This is a genomic window from Polynucleobacter sp. UK-Mo-2m-Kol15, from assembly GCF_018881505.1.
Classification (GTDB): domain Bacteria; phylum Pseudomonadota; class Gammaproteobacteria; order Burkholderiales; family Burkholderiaceae; genus Polynucleobacter.
Genome location: NZ_JACVQC010000001.1, coordinates 2036193 through 2051714, shown reverse-complemented (window position 1 = coordinate 2051714; position 15522 = coordinate 2036193). Strand labels below are relative to the sequence as shown.

The 15522-nt window shown below is 45.4% G+C and carries 13 protein-coding genes; 9 read left to right on the top strand and 4 right to left on the bottom strand.

Going from position 1 to position 15522, the window contains the following annotated elements; genetic code table 11:
* A complete protein-coding gene (gene tsaD / locus ICN43_RS10525) occupies positions 1-1074 on the bottom strand; it encodes a tRNA (adenosine(37)-N6)-threonylcarbamoyltransferase complex transferase subunit TsaD (RefSeq protein WP_216199600.1) in 1074 nt (357 codons plus the stop codon).
* 77 nt (positions 1075-1151) lie between these two features.
* Here tsaD and rpsU point away from each other — a divergent pair, with 77 nt between their 5' ends.
* The 4 genes from rpsU to rpoD all read left to right on the top strand — a co-directional run bounded on the left by rpsU (position 1152) and on the right by rpoD (position 6743).
* Positions 1152-1364, top strand: a complete 213-nt coding sequence (rpsU, locus tag ICN43_RS10520; protein WP_011903537.1) for a 30S ribosomal protein S21 — start codon at positions 1152-1154, stop codon at positions 1362-1364.
* 120 nt (positions 1365-1484) lie between these two features.
* Positions 1485-1931: a GatB/YqeY domain-containing protein gene (locus ICN43_RS10515; protein ID WP_216199598.1), complete on the top strand. Its 447-nt coding sequence runs from the start codon at positions 1485-1487 to the stop codon at positions 1929-1931.
* Positions 1932-1984: 53 nt separating this feature from the next.
* Positions 1985-3934, top strand: coding sequence for a DNA primase (gene dnaG, locus ICN43_RS10510; protein ID WP_216199597.1), 1950 nt, complete (start codon positions 1985-1987; stop codon positions 3932-3934).
* A gap of 223 nt (positions 3935-4157) precedes the next feature.
* Positions 4158-6743 (top strand): RNA polymerase sigma factor RpoD, encoded by a 2586-nt coding sequence (gene rpoD / locus ICN43_RS10505; RefSeq protein ID WP_216199595.1) that lies wholly within the window; start codon positions 4158-4160, stop codon positions 6741-6743.
* A gap of 28 nt (positions 6744-6771) precedes the next feature.
* Here the strand turns inward: rpoD and ICN43_RS10500 are convergent, their stop codons facing one another.
* Positions 6772-7176 carry a PIN domain-containing protein gene (locus tag ICN43_RS10500; protein ID WP_216199594.1) on the bottom strand — a complete coding sequence of 135 codons (405 nt, stop codon included), beginning with the start codon at positions 7174-7176 and terminating at the stop codon, positions 6772-6774.
* Entirely contained in the window at positions 7166-7396 is a 231-nt protein-coding gene (locus ICN43_RS10495) for an AbrB/MazE/SpoVT family DNA-binding domain-containing protein (RefSeq protein ID WP_216200075.1), read from the bottom strand. The genes ICN43_RS10500 and ICN43_RS10495 overlap by 11 nt, the downstream gene beginning before the upstream one ends.
* 943 nt (positions 7397-8339) lie before the next feature.
* Between ICN43_RS10495 and ICN43_RS10490 the strand changes: the two genes are divergently transcribed.
* The 5 genes from ICN43_RS10490 (at position 8340) to ICN43_RS10470 (ending at position 14843) form a co-directional block, all read left to right on the top strand.
* Positions 8340-9980: an ATP-binding protein gene (locus tag ICN43_RS10490; protein WP_216199592.1), complete on the top strand. Its 1641-nt coding sequence runs from the start codon at positions 8340-8342 to the stop codon at positions 9978-9980.
* 1 nt (position 9981) lies between these two features.
* The gene (locus ICN43_RS10485; RefSeq protein WP_216199590.1) at positions 9982-10698 is read left to right on the top strand and encodes an alpha/beta hydrolase; all 717 of its coding nucleotides are present in this window, start codon (positions 9982-9984) and stop codon (positions 10696-10698) included.
* A 291-nt stretch (positions 10699-10989) separates the two neighbouring features.
* Positions 10990-12141 carry a hypothetical protein gene (locus tag ICN43_RS10480; protein WP_216199588.1) on the top strand — a complete coding sequence of 384 codons (1152 nt, stop codon included), beginning with the start codon at positions 10990-10992 and terminating at the stop codon, positions 12139-12141.
* A 153-nt stretch (positions 12142-12294) separates the two neighbouring features.
* Positions 12295-13659: a hypothetical protein gene (locus ICN43_RS10475; RefSeq protein ID WP_216199585.1), complete on the top strand. Its 1365-nt coding sequence runs from the start codon at positions 12295-12297 to the stop codon at positions 13657-13659.
* Between the two features lie 113 nt (positions 13660-13772).
* Entirely contained in the window at positions 13773-14843 is a 1071-nt protein-coding gene (locus ICN43_RS10470) for a Fic family protein (protein WP_216199583.1), read from the top strand.
* Here the strand turns inward: ICN43_RS10470 and ICN43_RS10465 are convergent.
* Positions 14840-15496, bottom strand: a complete 657-nt coding sequence (locus tag ICN43_RS10465; RefSeq protein ID WP_216199580.1) for a putative quorum-sensing-regulated virulence factor — start codon at positions 15494-15496, stop codon at positions 14840-14842. The two genes, ICN43_RS10470 and ICN43_RS10465, sit on opposite strands and share 4 nt — an antisense overlap.
* Positions 15497-15522 lie beyond the last annotated feature (26 nt).

Sequence of the window (15522 nt, the reverse complement as noted above, 5' to 3'; positions counted from 1 at the left end):
CTAAGCAAGATTATTGCTTGCCAAATCCCATCGGGGTTTGATGTCAAAAGCACCTGAAGTAGTTGAACCATTGTTTTCTGCAAGCATGCGCAGTGCGCCAGCAAAAGCAATCATTACGCCGTTATCGGTACATAGATCGACTGGCGGGTAGTGCACTTGAAATTGATTCTTTTTAGCGCTGGCATTGAGGGCGGTGCGCAATTGCAAATTTGCCCCTACGCCGCCTGCAAGAACTATATGTTTGCAGCCGGTTTGTTTGAGTGCTTTCTCTGACTTACTGACTAATACTGCTACCAGCGAATCAACAAAGCTTCGCGCAAGATCCGCATGAAAGGTCGCAATTTCTTCAGAATCAGTAATCTTCAAGGCTTCAAATTTTTTCACCTGGTTGAGAACCGCTGTTTTGAGTCCAGAGAAGGAAAAGTCTAAATCCCCTGAATGGAGCATTGGTTTTGGTAAATCAAATCGTCCAGATTGACCTTTTTCTGCTAACTTGGAGATGGCAGCTCCGCCCGGATAATCTAAGCCCAGTAATTTGGCGGTTTTATCGAAGGCTTCGCCAGCGGCGTCGTCTAAGGTTTCCCCTAGAAGTTGGTATTTACCAACCCCGCTCACCAGCATTAACTGGGTATGCCCACCCGAAACCAGTAGGGCAATAAAGGGGAATTCCGGTACGGTGAGACCTAAAAGCGGTGAAAGCAGGTGACCTTCGAGGTGATGAACCCCAATCGAGGGTAAGTTCAGGCCTTGGGCTAGGGATTTCGCAAAAGCACTGCCCACAAGCAAAGCACCCGCTAATCCAGGACCTTGGGTGTAGGCTACGGCGTCAATATCCTTTAATTGGAGCCCGGCTTCCTCTAAAGCATCATCTAAAAGGGGCAAAACGCGTCGTATATGGTCTCTAGAAGCTAATTCAGGGACAACACCCCCATAATCCCGGTGCATAGCGATTTGTGAGTGCAGAGCCTGACCTAGGATGCCCTGATGGGCTGGGGCGTGGTTTTCCCAGGGGGTGGTGTTGTATAGGGCCACCCCGGTCTCGTCACAAGAAGTTTCTATACCTAAAACAATCATTTTTTTGCTTGGTCGTGCTAGAATCGCATTTCAGTTAATTTTTCGATATTTTTCGAGCATATACGAGTTAAACAAGTATGACTACAGTCCGCCTCCGTGAGAACGAACCTTTTGAAGTGGCATTGCGCCGTTTCAAGCGCACCATTGAAAAAAATGGTCTTTTGACAGACTTGCGTGCCCGCGAGTTCTACGAGAAGCCAACGGCTGAACGTAAGCGTAAGAAGGCTGCTGCTGCTAAACGCCATTACAAGCGTATTCGCAGCCAGATGTTGCCTAAAAAGCTTTACTAATCGAATTTAAAAGCTCTCCTCACCGAGAGGCTTTGAAACCCGCTGACGGTGAAACGCAGCGGGTTTTTTCCTTTTGAATCACCAGCAATTTATTAGATACTGAATACCGGGAAAAATGCTATGAGTCTGAAAGATCAAATCACCGAAGATATGAAAAACGCGATGCGTGCAAAAGAAGTAGCGCGCCTTGGAACAATTCGTCTTTTATTGGCGGCTATCAAGCAGCGTGAAGTGGATGATCGTATTGTGATGGATGATGCGAGTGTGATCGCTACCGTTGAGAAGATGATTAAGCAACGTAAAGACTCTATCTCTCAATTTGAAAAAGCAAACCGTGATGATTTAGTTGCAATTGAGGCGGCCGAGATGGTCATTCTCCAAGATTATTTGCCTGCGCAGTTATCCGATGCAGAAGTAGAAGCGGCCGTAGCTGCAGCAGTTGCATCGACAGGCGCCGCTGGTCCGCAAGATATGGGTAAAGTCATTGGCGTTCTCAAAGGTCAGCTAGCTGGTAAAGCCGATATGGGCAAAGTTTCTGGTTTAGTCAAAGTTGCGCTTACGAAGTAAGTTAAAAATAAGCTAAAACTGCACATCTAAAAACTCAGCCTCATCCACTACTGATGGCTCTCATACCTCAATCCTTTATTGCTGATTTGTTAAATCGGATCGACATCGTGGATGTGGTTGGGCAGCACGTAAAGTTAAAAAAAGCGGGCGCGAACTTTCAAGGTTTGTGCCCCTTTCATTCTGAGAAATCCCCCTCATTTTCAGTATCACCCACCAAACAGTTCTATCACTGCTTTGGTTGTGGTGCGCATGGGTCTGCCATTAGTTTTCTCATGGAGTACTCGGGCCTTGGTTATGTAGATGCCATTGAAGACTTGGCGCGTTCTGCAGGCTTGGATGTGCCACGTGAAGAACGCACTGCCAATGATATTGCGCGCCAACAGCAGACTATGGCATTGAGTGAAGTCATGAGTGCCGCCGCTGATTGGTATCGTCAGCAACTCAAAGTCGCACCACGTGCAGTGGAATATCTCAAGGGGCGCGGTCTCACAGGTGAGATCGCTAAACGCTACGCCTTGGGATATGCACCCGATGGTTGGCAAGGTCTTGAAGCAGTTTTTGGCACTTATGCCAATGATGAAGTGGCAAAGACTTTGCTTGAGGGTGGTTTACTGATTCAGAGTGAGCAAGGTGATAGCAATCAAACAGCGCGTCGCTATGACCGCTTCCGTGATCGCATCATGTTTCCGATTCGTAACCCTAAAGGGCAGACGATTGGATTTGGTGGGCGCATCTTGGATCAAGGCGAGCCAAAGTATTTAAATTCTCCAGAGACACCACTATTTTCTAAGGGCAATACGCTCTATGGATTGTTCGAGGCAAGACAAGCCATCCGCTCTCAAGAGTTCGTTCTTGTATGTGAGGGTTATATGGATGTGGTGGCACTCGCACAGCTAGGCTTTCCGAATGCGGTAGCTACTTTAGGGACGGCTTGTACTGCGAATCATGTGCGCATGTTATTGCGCCAAACTGATCGCATTGTATTTTCTTTTGATGGCGACTCCGCAGGTCAGCGCGCCGCCCAACGTGCATTAGAGGCATGTCTACCCTTGATGTCCGATGATAAAGAGATTCGTTTCTTGTTCTTGCCAACTGAGCATGATCCTGATAGTTATGTACGAGCCTATGGCGCTCCTGCCTTTGAGAAGGTGATCAAAGAGGCCATGTCGATCTCGAGCTTCTTCTTCAAGATTGCCAGCCAAGACCATGAGTTGACAACTCCGGAAGGAAGAGCGCAAACGCATCATGCAGCAAAACCATTGCTGCTATCTATGCCGCCAATTGCTCTGCGTACACAAATTTTACGTGAGCTGGCTATTCGCACAAATTCAACGCCAGCAGAATTGGAATCCTTCTGCGGCTTAACTGTCATACCCCCACCAGTGCCGCAAGGTTCTTATGCAGGTATAAGTCAACGCGTACCTAACTTTGTGCAAGCCAATAGTGGTAACAGAACGCAGGGCGCACCTTGGCAAGTCTCTAAAGGTTCGGCGAAAAGAGCCCCCGTATTAAATATTTCACCCCCTCAGGCTCCCACAGATTTGGCGGAGCAGATGTTGCGAGTGTTGATTCAGTTCCCGCACCTAGGAAAAGCCTTGGATACCAACAAGCGAGCACTAGCTTTGCAGGCGTCTGAGTTACGCTCAGAAAAAGCCTTAGAGCTCATGAAGGATTTATTAGCTCAATGCGACCAGATTGAATTGATTCCCGGTGAAAATGGTAAGCCGCCAACGGTGGGTGCTGGAGCATTTGCCTTGTTTCAGGATCAGTTATCTCGGAGCGAATTAGCTCCGCTATATGAGGTACTTAGAAAGCGAGTGATGGGTTCGGATTTAGATCTCGAAGGTGCGATTGCCGACCTTGAGGGGGCCTTCAAAAAGCTTGAACTGACCCATTTGAAAACAGAAATGACGGAAATTGCTCAAAAGATAGCTGCTAGTACCGCAACAGAGCAAGATCGTGCTCGATACCGCGAGTTGGGCGAAAGATTGAAATTCTCTTAGAATTTTCTGATTTAGCCCTAGAAAAACCCGAAATTTGCCCCATCTTTTGAGTATGGCAGGGGGTAAAAAAGCCGCAATCGACTATAATCCTCTATTCCCAGAAAAAAACCGATTTAATTCAGCCACTTGCGCTTTATTTTGAAGAAATTTGGGGCAAGTGGACAAAGTGGCTGCATTTAATCAGTCGAGAACAATCATCAGTAACGTGAGTAAGTGCTAATAAATGCCTAATACCAAGAAAAAACCAGCCGCTAAATCAGCAAAGCTAGCAGTAAAAGCAAAAGCACCAGCTAAGCCAGTAGCAAAAGCCAAGGCGCCGGTTAAGCCAGCGACCAAAGCAAAGGCTCCGGCCAAAGCAGCTAAGCCAGCAGTAAAAGCAAAAGCGCCTTCCAAACCAGCGGCAAAGGCTCCCGCCAAAGCAGCTAAGTCTGTAAAAGCCCCAGCTAAAGTGGCTAAGCCAGCAGCAAAAGCACCCGCTAAGCCAGTGATGAAAGCTGTAAAGGTAGCTAAGCCAGCAGCAAAAGCACCCGCTAAGCCAGTGAAAGCTCCTGTAAAGGCGGCTAAGCCGGCAGTAAAAACCCCAGCCAAGCCAGCAACGAAAACTGTAGCTAAGCCGACAGCAAAAGTAGAAGCTCCTAAAAAAGGTAAAGCGGCTGCAGCTCCTAAGCCTGTAGCAGAAAAGCCAGCTAAGCCTGCTAAAGAAACTAAGGCAGCAAAAGAGATTCAGCCAGCAAAAGAGGTTAAGGGCAAAAAAGCAAAAGCAGTTGAGGTGGAAGCTGAGCTTGTAGCGACTGAAGAGGTAAAAAAAGGTCGTAAGCCAAAAGCTGATGCTCCTGCAGAAGGTGCTGAGCCAGTATTGACGGATCGTCAAAAAGCGCGCGAGCGTAAGGCAAAAGAGAAAGCACTCCTAAAAGAATTCGCAGCGCAGCAGTTGGGCTCTGAAGAGCAGCAAGAACTACGCCGTACCCGTCTAAAGACATTGATAAAGATGGGTAAGTCCAAGGGTTATTTAACTCATGGCGAAATGAATGACGTGATGTCCGATGAGTTGTCTGATGCGGATGCTTTAGAAACATTGATTAGCCTCTTAAACGACATCAACATTACCGTGTATGAGCAAGCTCCAGATGCTGAAACACTTCTCCTGAATGAAAATGCCTCAGCAACCACTTCCGAAGAAGAGGCCGAAGAAGAAGCAGAGGCCGCTTTAGCTACTGTTGATTCAGAGTTCGGTCGTACTACCGATCCAGTGCGTATGTATATGCGCGAAATGGGTACAGTCGATTTGCTAACTCGCGAAGGCGAGATCGTCATTGCGAAGAAGATTGAGGCTGGCCTGAAAGACATGGTGATGGCTTTAGCTGCTTGCCCAGTCACCATTGGTGAGATCTTAACTAACGTAGATAAGATTGCCAGTGGCGAGATAGAGATTGATCAGTTCGTGGATGGATTAGTTGATCCTAACGCCGAAGATATTAAGCTTGGGCCGGAAGAGCCAGAAGTTGACCCAGATGCTGAAGAGGGTGATGAAGAAGGTGGCGATGATGAAGGCGGTGGTGGCGGCGGTGCTGCTACAGCTAACGCCAAGCAATTAGAGGAATTGAAACAAATCTCTTTAGAGAAGTTTGCAATTGTGCGCACCCAGGCTGACAAGATGCGCCGTGCTTTTGATAAAGAGGGCTATAACTGTCCAGCGTATATCAAGGCACAAGAAGCTATTCGTGGGGAGTTGCTTGGTTTCCGTTTGACTGCAAAGAGTGTTGAGAAGTTATGCGACACCATGCGCTCACAAGTAGACCAAGTTTGGAAACTCGAGCGCGGTATTGTGAGCTTGTTGGTAGATAAAGTGGGCGTTAATCGTGGCGAAGTATTAAAAGACTTCCCGAAGATGTCGATGAACTTAGAGTGGGTAAATAAGCTACTCAAAGAAAACAAGCCCTATACAGCATTGTTGCAGCGTAACGTTCCAGCCATTCAGGAATTACAGCAGAAGTTGATCGATATTCAGACGCGTGTTGTATTACCACTCCCAGAATTAAAAGAAGTAAACAAGCAGATGATTGCTGGTGAGAAGCGTGCGCGTGAAGCGAAACGTGAAATGACTGTTGCTAACTTACGCTTGGTAATCTCGATTGCTAAGAAATACACTAACCGCGGTTTGCAGTTCTTAGACTTAATTCAAGAGGGCAATATCGGATTGATGAAGGCAGTAGATAAGTTTGAATACCGTCGTGGTTATAAGTTCTCCACTTATGCAACCTGGTGGATCCGTCAGGCGATTACCCGTTCTATTGCTGACCAAGCCCGTACGATCCGTATTCCAGTTCATATGATCGAGACGATCAATAAGATGAATCGCATTAGCCGTCAAATCTTGCAAGAAACTGGTCATGAGCCAGACGCTGCAACATTAGCGCTCAAGATGGAGATTCCTGAGGACAAGATTCGCAAGATTATGAAGATCGCAAAAGAGCCAATCTCCATGGAAACACCAATTGGTGACGATGAGGATTCTCATTTAGGTGACTTTATTGAGGACGGTAATACTCTAGCTCCAGCTGAAGCAGCATTGCATGACTCTATGCGCGATGTGGTTAAGGATGTTCTCGATTCCTTAACACCACGCGAAGCAAAAGTATTACGTATGCGCTTTGGTGTTGAGATGAGCACAGACCATACTCTTGAAGAAGTTGGTAAACAGTTTGACGTTACTCGTGAGCGTATTCGTCAGATTGAAGCCAAGGCCTTAAGAAAAATGCGTCATCCAAGCCGCAGCGACAAACTCAAGACTTTCCTCGAAGAGGATTGATTGCCAATAGTTGAATATCGTGAATTCCTTATAAAAAAGGATTCATGATTTGTAGTCTTTTATCAATTATTTGCCGGTGCTGCATATCTTCTGAGTATAGTTTTTCACAGCCAGCTTGTAGGGCTGCAGCAATAATCATTGAATCATAATGATGGTATCCATATCGTCTGGATACCATCAATCCGGTTTCAAAAGTATCTATATCAAGCAATCTTACGTTGAATGTAGACGTAAATAGATCCAAAAATTCATCTAGTTCACTATTAGATATTTTTATTTTTCTAATGCTGGCAGAAGTAAATTCATTAAGTACTTGAACGCTTATCACGTTTGATTGCTGTAAATTTTGACTAACCCAGTCTGCTTTTTTTGTATCTGATGATAGTAAATAAAGTAGGGTGTTGGTATCAAAAAATATCTTCTTAGCGTTCATTTAATTCAGATCTGTCAAAGTGAAAATCCGCGGGCATACGACCACGAAATTTTCTCAAACTTTGAATCCTATCCTGTAAAGAAGGCTTCTTCTTAACTTGGAAATGCTTTTTATCCGCGACATGAACCTCAATGTCGTCTCCTTCTTTCAGGTCTAAAAATTCGACTACTTGAGCGGGTAGACGAATGGCAAGGCTATTTCCCCATTTTGATACGACCATGATTTTCATCTCCTATAGATATACATATAATAATGTATATCTACATAAAAACCAACAATTCATCAAGCGCATGCCAATCAATAATTTAAAGAGCCCCTTCAATTACAATGAGAGCTTAGGGCCTATAGCTCAGTTGGTTAGAGCAGAGGACTCATAAGAAAGAAGCCCAAGGGGTCTTGTAACAAAGACCTCAATAGATTCAAGAGGTTAGTGGTGAATTAGGCAGTCAAAATTGCTTACACACCGCTTACACACCGTAGCAAAAACCGAGGTGTGTAGTAAATGCGGTTTTTATGTGGTTTTGCAGTGGTAAACACCAGCAGTAAGGTGTGTAGTAAATGTAACGATTTAGGGCCCATAGCTCAGTTGGTTAGAGCAGAGGACTCATAGCGAAAGTTGTGCCTTATGCGTGGAAACTGCATAAGGGATGGTGTCAAATTCGGAGAAAGCTAAATGCAGCCAAAAGCTGCACAAGCTAACGCCGAGCCAAGCTTCAGCGTGAAAGTGCTGTTGAAGGTGTAGAGACTAGACGGCACCCATCTAAGTCGAGTAATCGATATGATGAAGGCATAGTCCAGGGAGTAATGAAAATTACACAAACCGGAATCCTTTGGTCCCAGGTTCAAGTCCTGGTGGGCCCACCAGAAAAGCAAACCCTCATCAGTAATGGTGGGGGTTTTGTCTTTTGAACGTTGCTTAAAGTAACGGTCACTGCAAATATCGAGTTTATTTCTGTTCAGGGAAGTAAACTTATATTCGAGGTCGAGGCACACGATGAGGTGGACGTCATTTCGCGAGGCAGATATGAAAGAATGATTATTAATAAAGAGCAGTTTGAAGAACGTATGCGATCAAAATTGATTTGTTCTCAATAAATTCGTGAGGCTCGCTTAATATTTGTTGTGCCCATATATGAAAAAGAGTGAAAGAGTAAAAAGAACACATGGAATTCGAAATACCAGAAACCCTGGCCGATGCGCTACTTGGAACGATCAATGAGGATTCTCTGCTTGCTAGGCGGCTGAGGGAGTACGGCCTTTCCCGAGGCAAACGTGTGGTGCCCAGCCGCCTTTTCGATGCCGACTCACTCAACACACTCTATGACCTGTGCCGTACGGCCAACGAGCGTGAGCTGTTGTTCCAAATGCTGGCGCTAGATAATATCCACTCTGCGCCGGCTGCCCGAAAAATTCCCAGCTTGGAGCATCTGATCCCCGGTCTGATCGCTTGGCTGTCGCGCGACATGATCGATGGCTGGCTTTATAAGCTCGGCAAGGACGGTGTGTTACAGCCTTGGTTGGTCCATTCTATGCGCCATGTGCAGCCTGTCGATAGCGCAGCTTACGTCATCATCGGCCTGCTGGCCAATACCTTGCAGGCTGCCGGACGGGGGCCGGTCGCCGATCCGAGGCTAAGGTACACCGCCATGACCAATAGCATTAGCTTTCATGCCGAGGATATTTTGGATTTCACGATTCCCGAATTGATGACGGGTCATGGTTACTTCAAAGAATGTACAGAATTCAAAAATGAATACGAGACACACTTAAAGCGTTTCATGCAGATGCAGCCAAAGTTTGGTGCGCAGTTTACTGTTTCTGGCAATGTCTGGATGTCCAGCGAAGGGCCTCGTCCACAACTTGAATGCATGCGGCTGCAGGCAGGCACAACGGTGCGTTGCGTAAATGACGAAGAGCTGCTGGAACGTCACTTTGACACCACCGCCGATGCAACCTTCTGGCGCGGAAGCGGTATCAGCGAGGGTTTTGAACGGATTCCCCAACATTGCTATCTACACCTATTCCACCTAGATTACCACCGCCACATATGGGCGCATGTACAAAATGTTAGTGCGTATCGTTACAAGCCGGAATTGCGTGACAAGCTGGTTTTGCCGCATGCTCATCGCGACTTGATTGATATCTTGACCGCTGATCGTAACTTCCTGATGGAGGACATTGTGGAGGGTAAGTCGGGCGGCACAACTATCCTGTGCAAAGGCGCGCCTGGCCTAGGTAAGACGCTGACAGCAGAGGTCTATGCCGAGGTCGTCGAGAAACCACTATACCGCGTGCATTCTGGTCAACTCGGCGTGACGGCAAGCTCAGTGGAAGCCAACCTTTCGAAAATCCTGCGCCGCGCGGCGCGCTGGGATTCGGTGCTGTTGCTCGACGAGGCCGACGTCTACATTCGCCGCCGCGACAACGATCTCCAGCACAACGCCATCGTGGCTGAGTTTTTGCGTACACTCGAGTACTTCAACGGCTTGCTGTTCATGACCACGAACCGGGTAGCCGATATTGATGACGCCGTCTTGTCTCGCTGCATCGCCATCATCCAGTTTGAGACACCGACACAAGTGCAGGCGAAACAACTATGGAAATCGCTAGCGCAGCAGTTCAACACTGAACTGCCTGATGACCTGGTTGAGCATTTGATAGTAACCTATGCAGCTGCCAGCGGCCGCGATATCAAGGAGTTACTCAAGCTGACGCTCAAGTTTTGCAAGGGTAAGAATTTGTTACTCAGCGAGGAAGCCTTTGCTCAGTGCGCGGCTTTCCGCAGTATCGGTAAACCCGTCTAAGATGGCAACGTTTGACACGTCTTTCCTAGGAGGTTCGCTGCTGGGCCGGCTCAGTTTTCGACCCGGCACTGTACCCGACAAACCAGCTTTGCCCGCTGGTCGTCACGACCTGGGTATTGCTAGCGAGCGCGACGCCGTATTGATAGTGCCGGATGGTCTGCAGCCTGGAGTTCCAGTCGCTTTGCTCGTGATGTTTCATGGTGCCGGTGGTAGCGCCGACAAAGTGCTGCCATTCTTGATCGACCATGCGTGTCAGCGTGGCTTTTTGCTTCTGCTGCCGCAGTCTCAGTTTCCAACTTGGGACTTGGTCGTGGGCGGTAACGGCCCAGACCTGGAGCGGCTGGACAAAGCATTACACGAAGTGGCATCACGTTTTTCTATCAATCCATTCTATTTGGGATTTGCTGGCTTTTCGGACGGAGGCAGCTATGCGCTGTCAGCAGGCGTGACCAATGGCGACGTCGTTAGCCACGTGATCGCATTTTCCGCAGGCTTCATGTCAGTCTTCCAGCAAAACGGTCTCCCCCGCATTTTCATCGCCCACGGTTTGCAAGACGAGCAGCTGCCAATTGAAACTAGTGCGCGTCCTCACGTAGCCAAACTTAAGACCGCAGGTTATGACGTAACCTCCTTGGAATTCAGAGGTCCGCACCACATCGAGCCGCCAGTGGTTGCATTGGCAATTGATTTCTTCCTGACACCGACAGCGCAGCCGTAACAAGTCATGCCTCGGAGTAGTAATAGATCGGGCTAATAATTTGACTATAGAGTACATGGGAGTGCGGTCATGTTTAGGGGATGAGCGCCAAAGTGTTGCTTGGAAAACAATGCTAAATTTGGTGAAGGCATAGTCCAGGGAGTAGTGAAAGCTACACAAACCGGAATCCTTTGGTCCCAGATTCAAGTCCTGGTGGGCCCACCAGAAATAAAAGTACCAACCTTCGGGTTGGTATTTTTTTGTTCTAAAAATGAGGATTTACTTAGTGATAGTCCTGATGTTTAATTTGTTATGTCTTTGATATTAACTTTTGATAAATCTTCTCTACAGCGACTAAGTCATGATGAGCTTATAAAGCTCTCAACTTATTACATGGTGTGCATTCCTCATGTATTGATATTTGAGTTGTTGGGTGATTTATCAAAAGACGAGGCATCCTCTGAGAAGTCCGAAAAAATCGTTCAAAGTCTTTCACGAAATCTTCGCGCAGTAATACCAAAAATATGCGCTGATTCAAGAGGTTTAGCCGTTGGGAATCTTTTGGGGCAGCCCATTCCTATGGACGGACGAATCCCAATGGCGGGCGGAGTGCAGTATCTTGATCACGAGGGCAAATTAGCTGTTGCCTACGATGTACCTCAAGAGATGGAGGCAATGTTTCGCTGGCATTTGGGAAAATTCAATAGCGATGAGAGAGCGACATCTCTTCATTGGCGTCAATCTATAAAGGCATTTGATGTTGAGCGTTATAAAAAATATCTAACTAAATTGCATCCAAAAATAGATGGTCTTAAAACTATCTCAGATGTTGTGGGTTTTGTTGATAATTTATTAAAGTTACCAAATTATCAACGGGAGTTGATAGTAATACTGTGTGCTGAATCCATGAGCGGGGTCCGGATAAAAGATGAAGCATTGAGTCGATGGGACAAGGGTGGGTGGAAATCTTTTGAGGCTTTTGCTCCTTATGGCTTTCATTATTTAAGGATTAGCCTCTGTTTTTATATTGGTCTTCAAGTTGGGGCTATTTCTACTAGAAAATCTAATTGGGTAGATATTGAGTACTTAAGGTATCTGCCGTTTTGTAATGTCTTTTCTTCAGGGGATAAATTACAAATTGACCTAGCCAATGCGTTGCTAAGAAAGGATCAAGATTTGATAACAGCCGATCAACTTAAGTCTGATATGGCGAAATTACTAAATTGGTGGGATGGGCTTTCAAAAGAGGCCAGGTTTGAGGAGGCTGCAGAGTATGGAAGTCAGCCACCAGAATTGCCTGAGTTACATACCTTCAGTATTTGGAGTAAGAAGCACGGGAAAAGAAAAATAGGCAGGGGTAATTTGGCGCTAAAGATGACGGAAGAAGAAAATAAAGCATTGTTCGAAAAGCTTCGCCCTCAAATGGAGGTTATGGAGACTGCATTAAAAAATGCAAAAAAATAGTTGGTATTTCAAGCGTTACTTTAAGTAACGCTCACCACTCCATTCTTCACCAATAATCTCCACTCTTAGCCATACTTTCTTTTGGCTAAATTGACCTGAATTATTCAGCCAACTTGGTTGCTCTAGCTGGAGCTCTGAAGCTAAAGTATATGTATGGCAATTAAAAAAGAAAGTACACATCAAGTCATACACCGTAACCTAACCCTCTATCAACGCGAGCATAGTGCAGTATGGCAATGCCGCTATAAGGTAGATAACAAGTGGATACGGGCAACTACTAAAGAAACTCAACTTAATTTAGCCGTCAATAAAGCCAAAGAGCTTTTAGTAGAGGCAGAGATTCGTAAACGCTCTGGCATCCCAGTAGTGACCAAACGCTTTAAAGATATCGCCATGTTGGCAATTGATCGCATGGAGCGGGATTTGAAGGGTGGCTTAGGTAAATCAATCTACAAAGACTACATTCGTATTATTAATGAGCACTTCATACCCAGTCTTGGGCAAAGGCTAATCACCAATATTGATTACGATGCCCTGCAGCAGTACTACGATGATCGTGAAGCTAGGTATGGCTTGGCAATATCCAATAGTAATCGTAAAACTCAAAATGCCGCATTTAACAGAGTATTTGATGAAGCTATCGTGCGAGGTTACTTAACTGAGAGTAATCGCCCTAAGTTAGATGGCAAGACTAAAGAGAGTATACGTCGTCCGGCATTTGAATTGCATGAACTTAGAGCGTTACTGAAGCTCTTGGGTCCATACATAGAATCAGGCAGAACCAAGGATGTTCGGGAACGTCGTGAAATCTTGCGTGACTATGTAGAAATGTTGGTTGATACAGGGGCAAGGCCAGGTATTGAGTTACTTGATATGAAATGGAAGCAAATCCGATTCATGATGAACCCTATTAGTACAGTGACAGATCAATTAGATGAAGATGGTGAAGTCATTGAAGTGCATAGCCTGAACCGTAGCTGTGAGATGACAGTAAAAGGTAAAACAGGGCAAAGACAGATTATTGGGCGCTTACCTAGCATTAGGGTTTTAGAGCGGATTGCCATGCGGAACTATGGGGTGACTAGCTCAATTAAGGATCCATTGGCTGAGCTCATTAAAGCTACCAATGATGACTATATCTTTAGAACCAAAGAGGGTAGAGATTTAAGTGATGTCTTAAACCATATGTTCGATGGTTTCTTAGCGGACCATGGATTACTGATAGATCCCAAGACCAATCAAAAGCGGGTGTTCTATAGCTTGCGCCATACCTATGCCACGTTAGCGCTTACTCACGATATGGTGCCTATTCATACGCTAGCTAAACAAATGGGTACAAGTGTATTAATGATTGAGCGGCACTATAGCCATTTACAAGTAATACAGGCTATAGAGCAATTACGTGGAGCTAATACAAGAAAGCTCATTGAGGCTGATAACAAGGCTGCGGATAACTATCCAAGTAAGAAAAGGGCTCAAAAGAATGAGGCGTTAAAGATAGGGGCTGTGTTGGCCTAGATTGCTGAATTTTTGTGCAAAAAAGGTGTTGGCCTGTTAAAAAACACTCTTTTCTATATAGATAGATGCTAACATGTATAAAAATATCGATTTTCTATACATATTAAAAGAACATGCATACATCCAAAATACAGCCGCTTGAAAGTCTAGATGGCGCAAGATTTGATACTCCCGTTATTTTAAAAAAATTAGCGGAAAGCAGCAGGCTGCTTGCTGAGCTAAAAGGGGTGGCGGCAACCATTCCAAATCAAGGCATATTGATTAATACGCTTGGTCTGCAAGAAGCTAAGGATAGCTCTGAAATTGAAAATATCGTAACAACTCATGATGAGCTTTTTAAAGATGATCTGTTGCCAGAATCAGTTGATGGTTCTGCTGCCAAAGAAGTCTTACGCTATAGACAGGCATTAAGGGTTGGTTTTGCGCAAGTGTGTGAGTCAGATTTATTAACTAGTAATCATATTTTGCTAATTCAGGCAGAGCTTGAGCGAAATAATGCAGGTTACAGAAAATTGCCTGGCACTAGCCTTAAGAACTCCCAAGGCGATGTCGTATATGAGCCACCACAAGATCCCGAAGAAATTATTCAATTAATGAATCAGCTTGAACGTTTTATCAACGATTCTGATTTATATCAAGTTGACCCATTGATCAAAATGGCTTTGATTCATCATCAATTTGAGAGTATTCATCCGTTTTACGATGGCAATGGCCGTACAGGCAGAATTATTAACGTGCTCTATCTAGTTAAAGAACGGTTGCTAAACATACCCGTTCTCTACTTGAGTAACTATATTGTTCGCAATAAGTCTGAATATTATCGACTGTTGCAAGCGGTGCGTGATGATGGTGCTTGGGAAGAATGGGTGCTGTACATGCTAGAGGCTGTGCGCGATACCTCAGGTCAGACTATTAAAAAAATTAATGAAATAAAAAATGCTCTATATGACTACAAACATCGCATTAGGGATAAGCATAAATTTTATAGCCAAGATTTAATCAACAATCTATTTGCTCACCCATATACAAAAATTGAATTTGTTATGCGTGATCTAAAAATTTCCAGACTTACAGCAACCAAGTATCTTGATAAGCTTACTGAGGATGGATTTTTGGAAAAGAGAAAAATTGGGCGCATTAACTATTATATTAATATCGCTTTGAATAAAATCCTTTTAAGTTAAGAACCCAAAGCCTTCCGTAAATAGGGATCAATATCCCCTTGAGTCAGTAGCCACTCTTTGTAGTCACTAGGCACATCTGCAAACAACGCGCCTTTATATTTGCCAAAGGGCATAGTGGATGGGGTTCTAGCTAATTCAGATTCCCTATACAAATCCTCAACGGTTTGAATGCCTAGCTGCTGGCAAATGTGATCCAAGATCACAGCACAAATACCCACATCAGCAATGGCTGAGTGTGCGCTACGTAATTGCTCGCGTGCTGTATCGCGTTCCAAGTAATACATAAGCGCACTTTGATTGTGGCTATCTAAATTAGGCCATAGTTTGCGAGCTAGGGCTAGCGTACAGATACGTTTGACTTCAGGCTTATCAATCACTTCCCAGTCAAAGTCCACGTTATGCCCAATCATGAAGTCCACGTGACCGGGCAGGCAAAAACTAGCTGCCTGCGGGCAATCAATCAAATCCTCATCCATGATGTGATGGGTAGCTAGCGCGCCGAGGGTAATGGGTTTGCCAGGGTTATAACGCTGCACAAAGGGGTTGGTAACAGCAAAGGGCTCAAGGGACTCAAGCTCAACCCAAGCAGCTTCTATTAATACGGGTTCTTTAATGCCTGTGGCTTCGGTATCGAAAATAATGGATTTTGTCATTGTTAATGGGGCTAGTGGTTATGGGT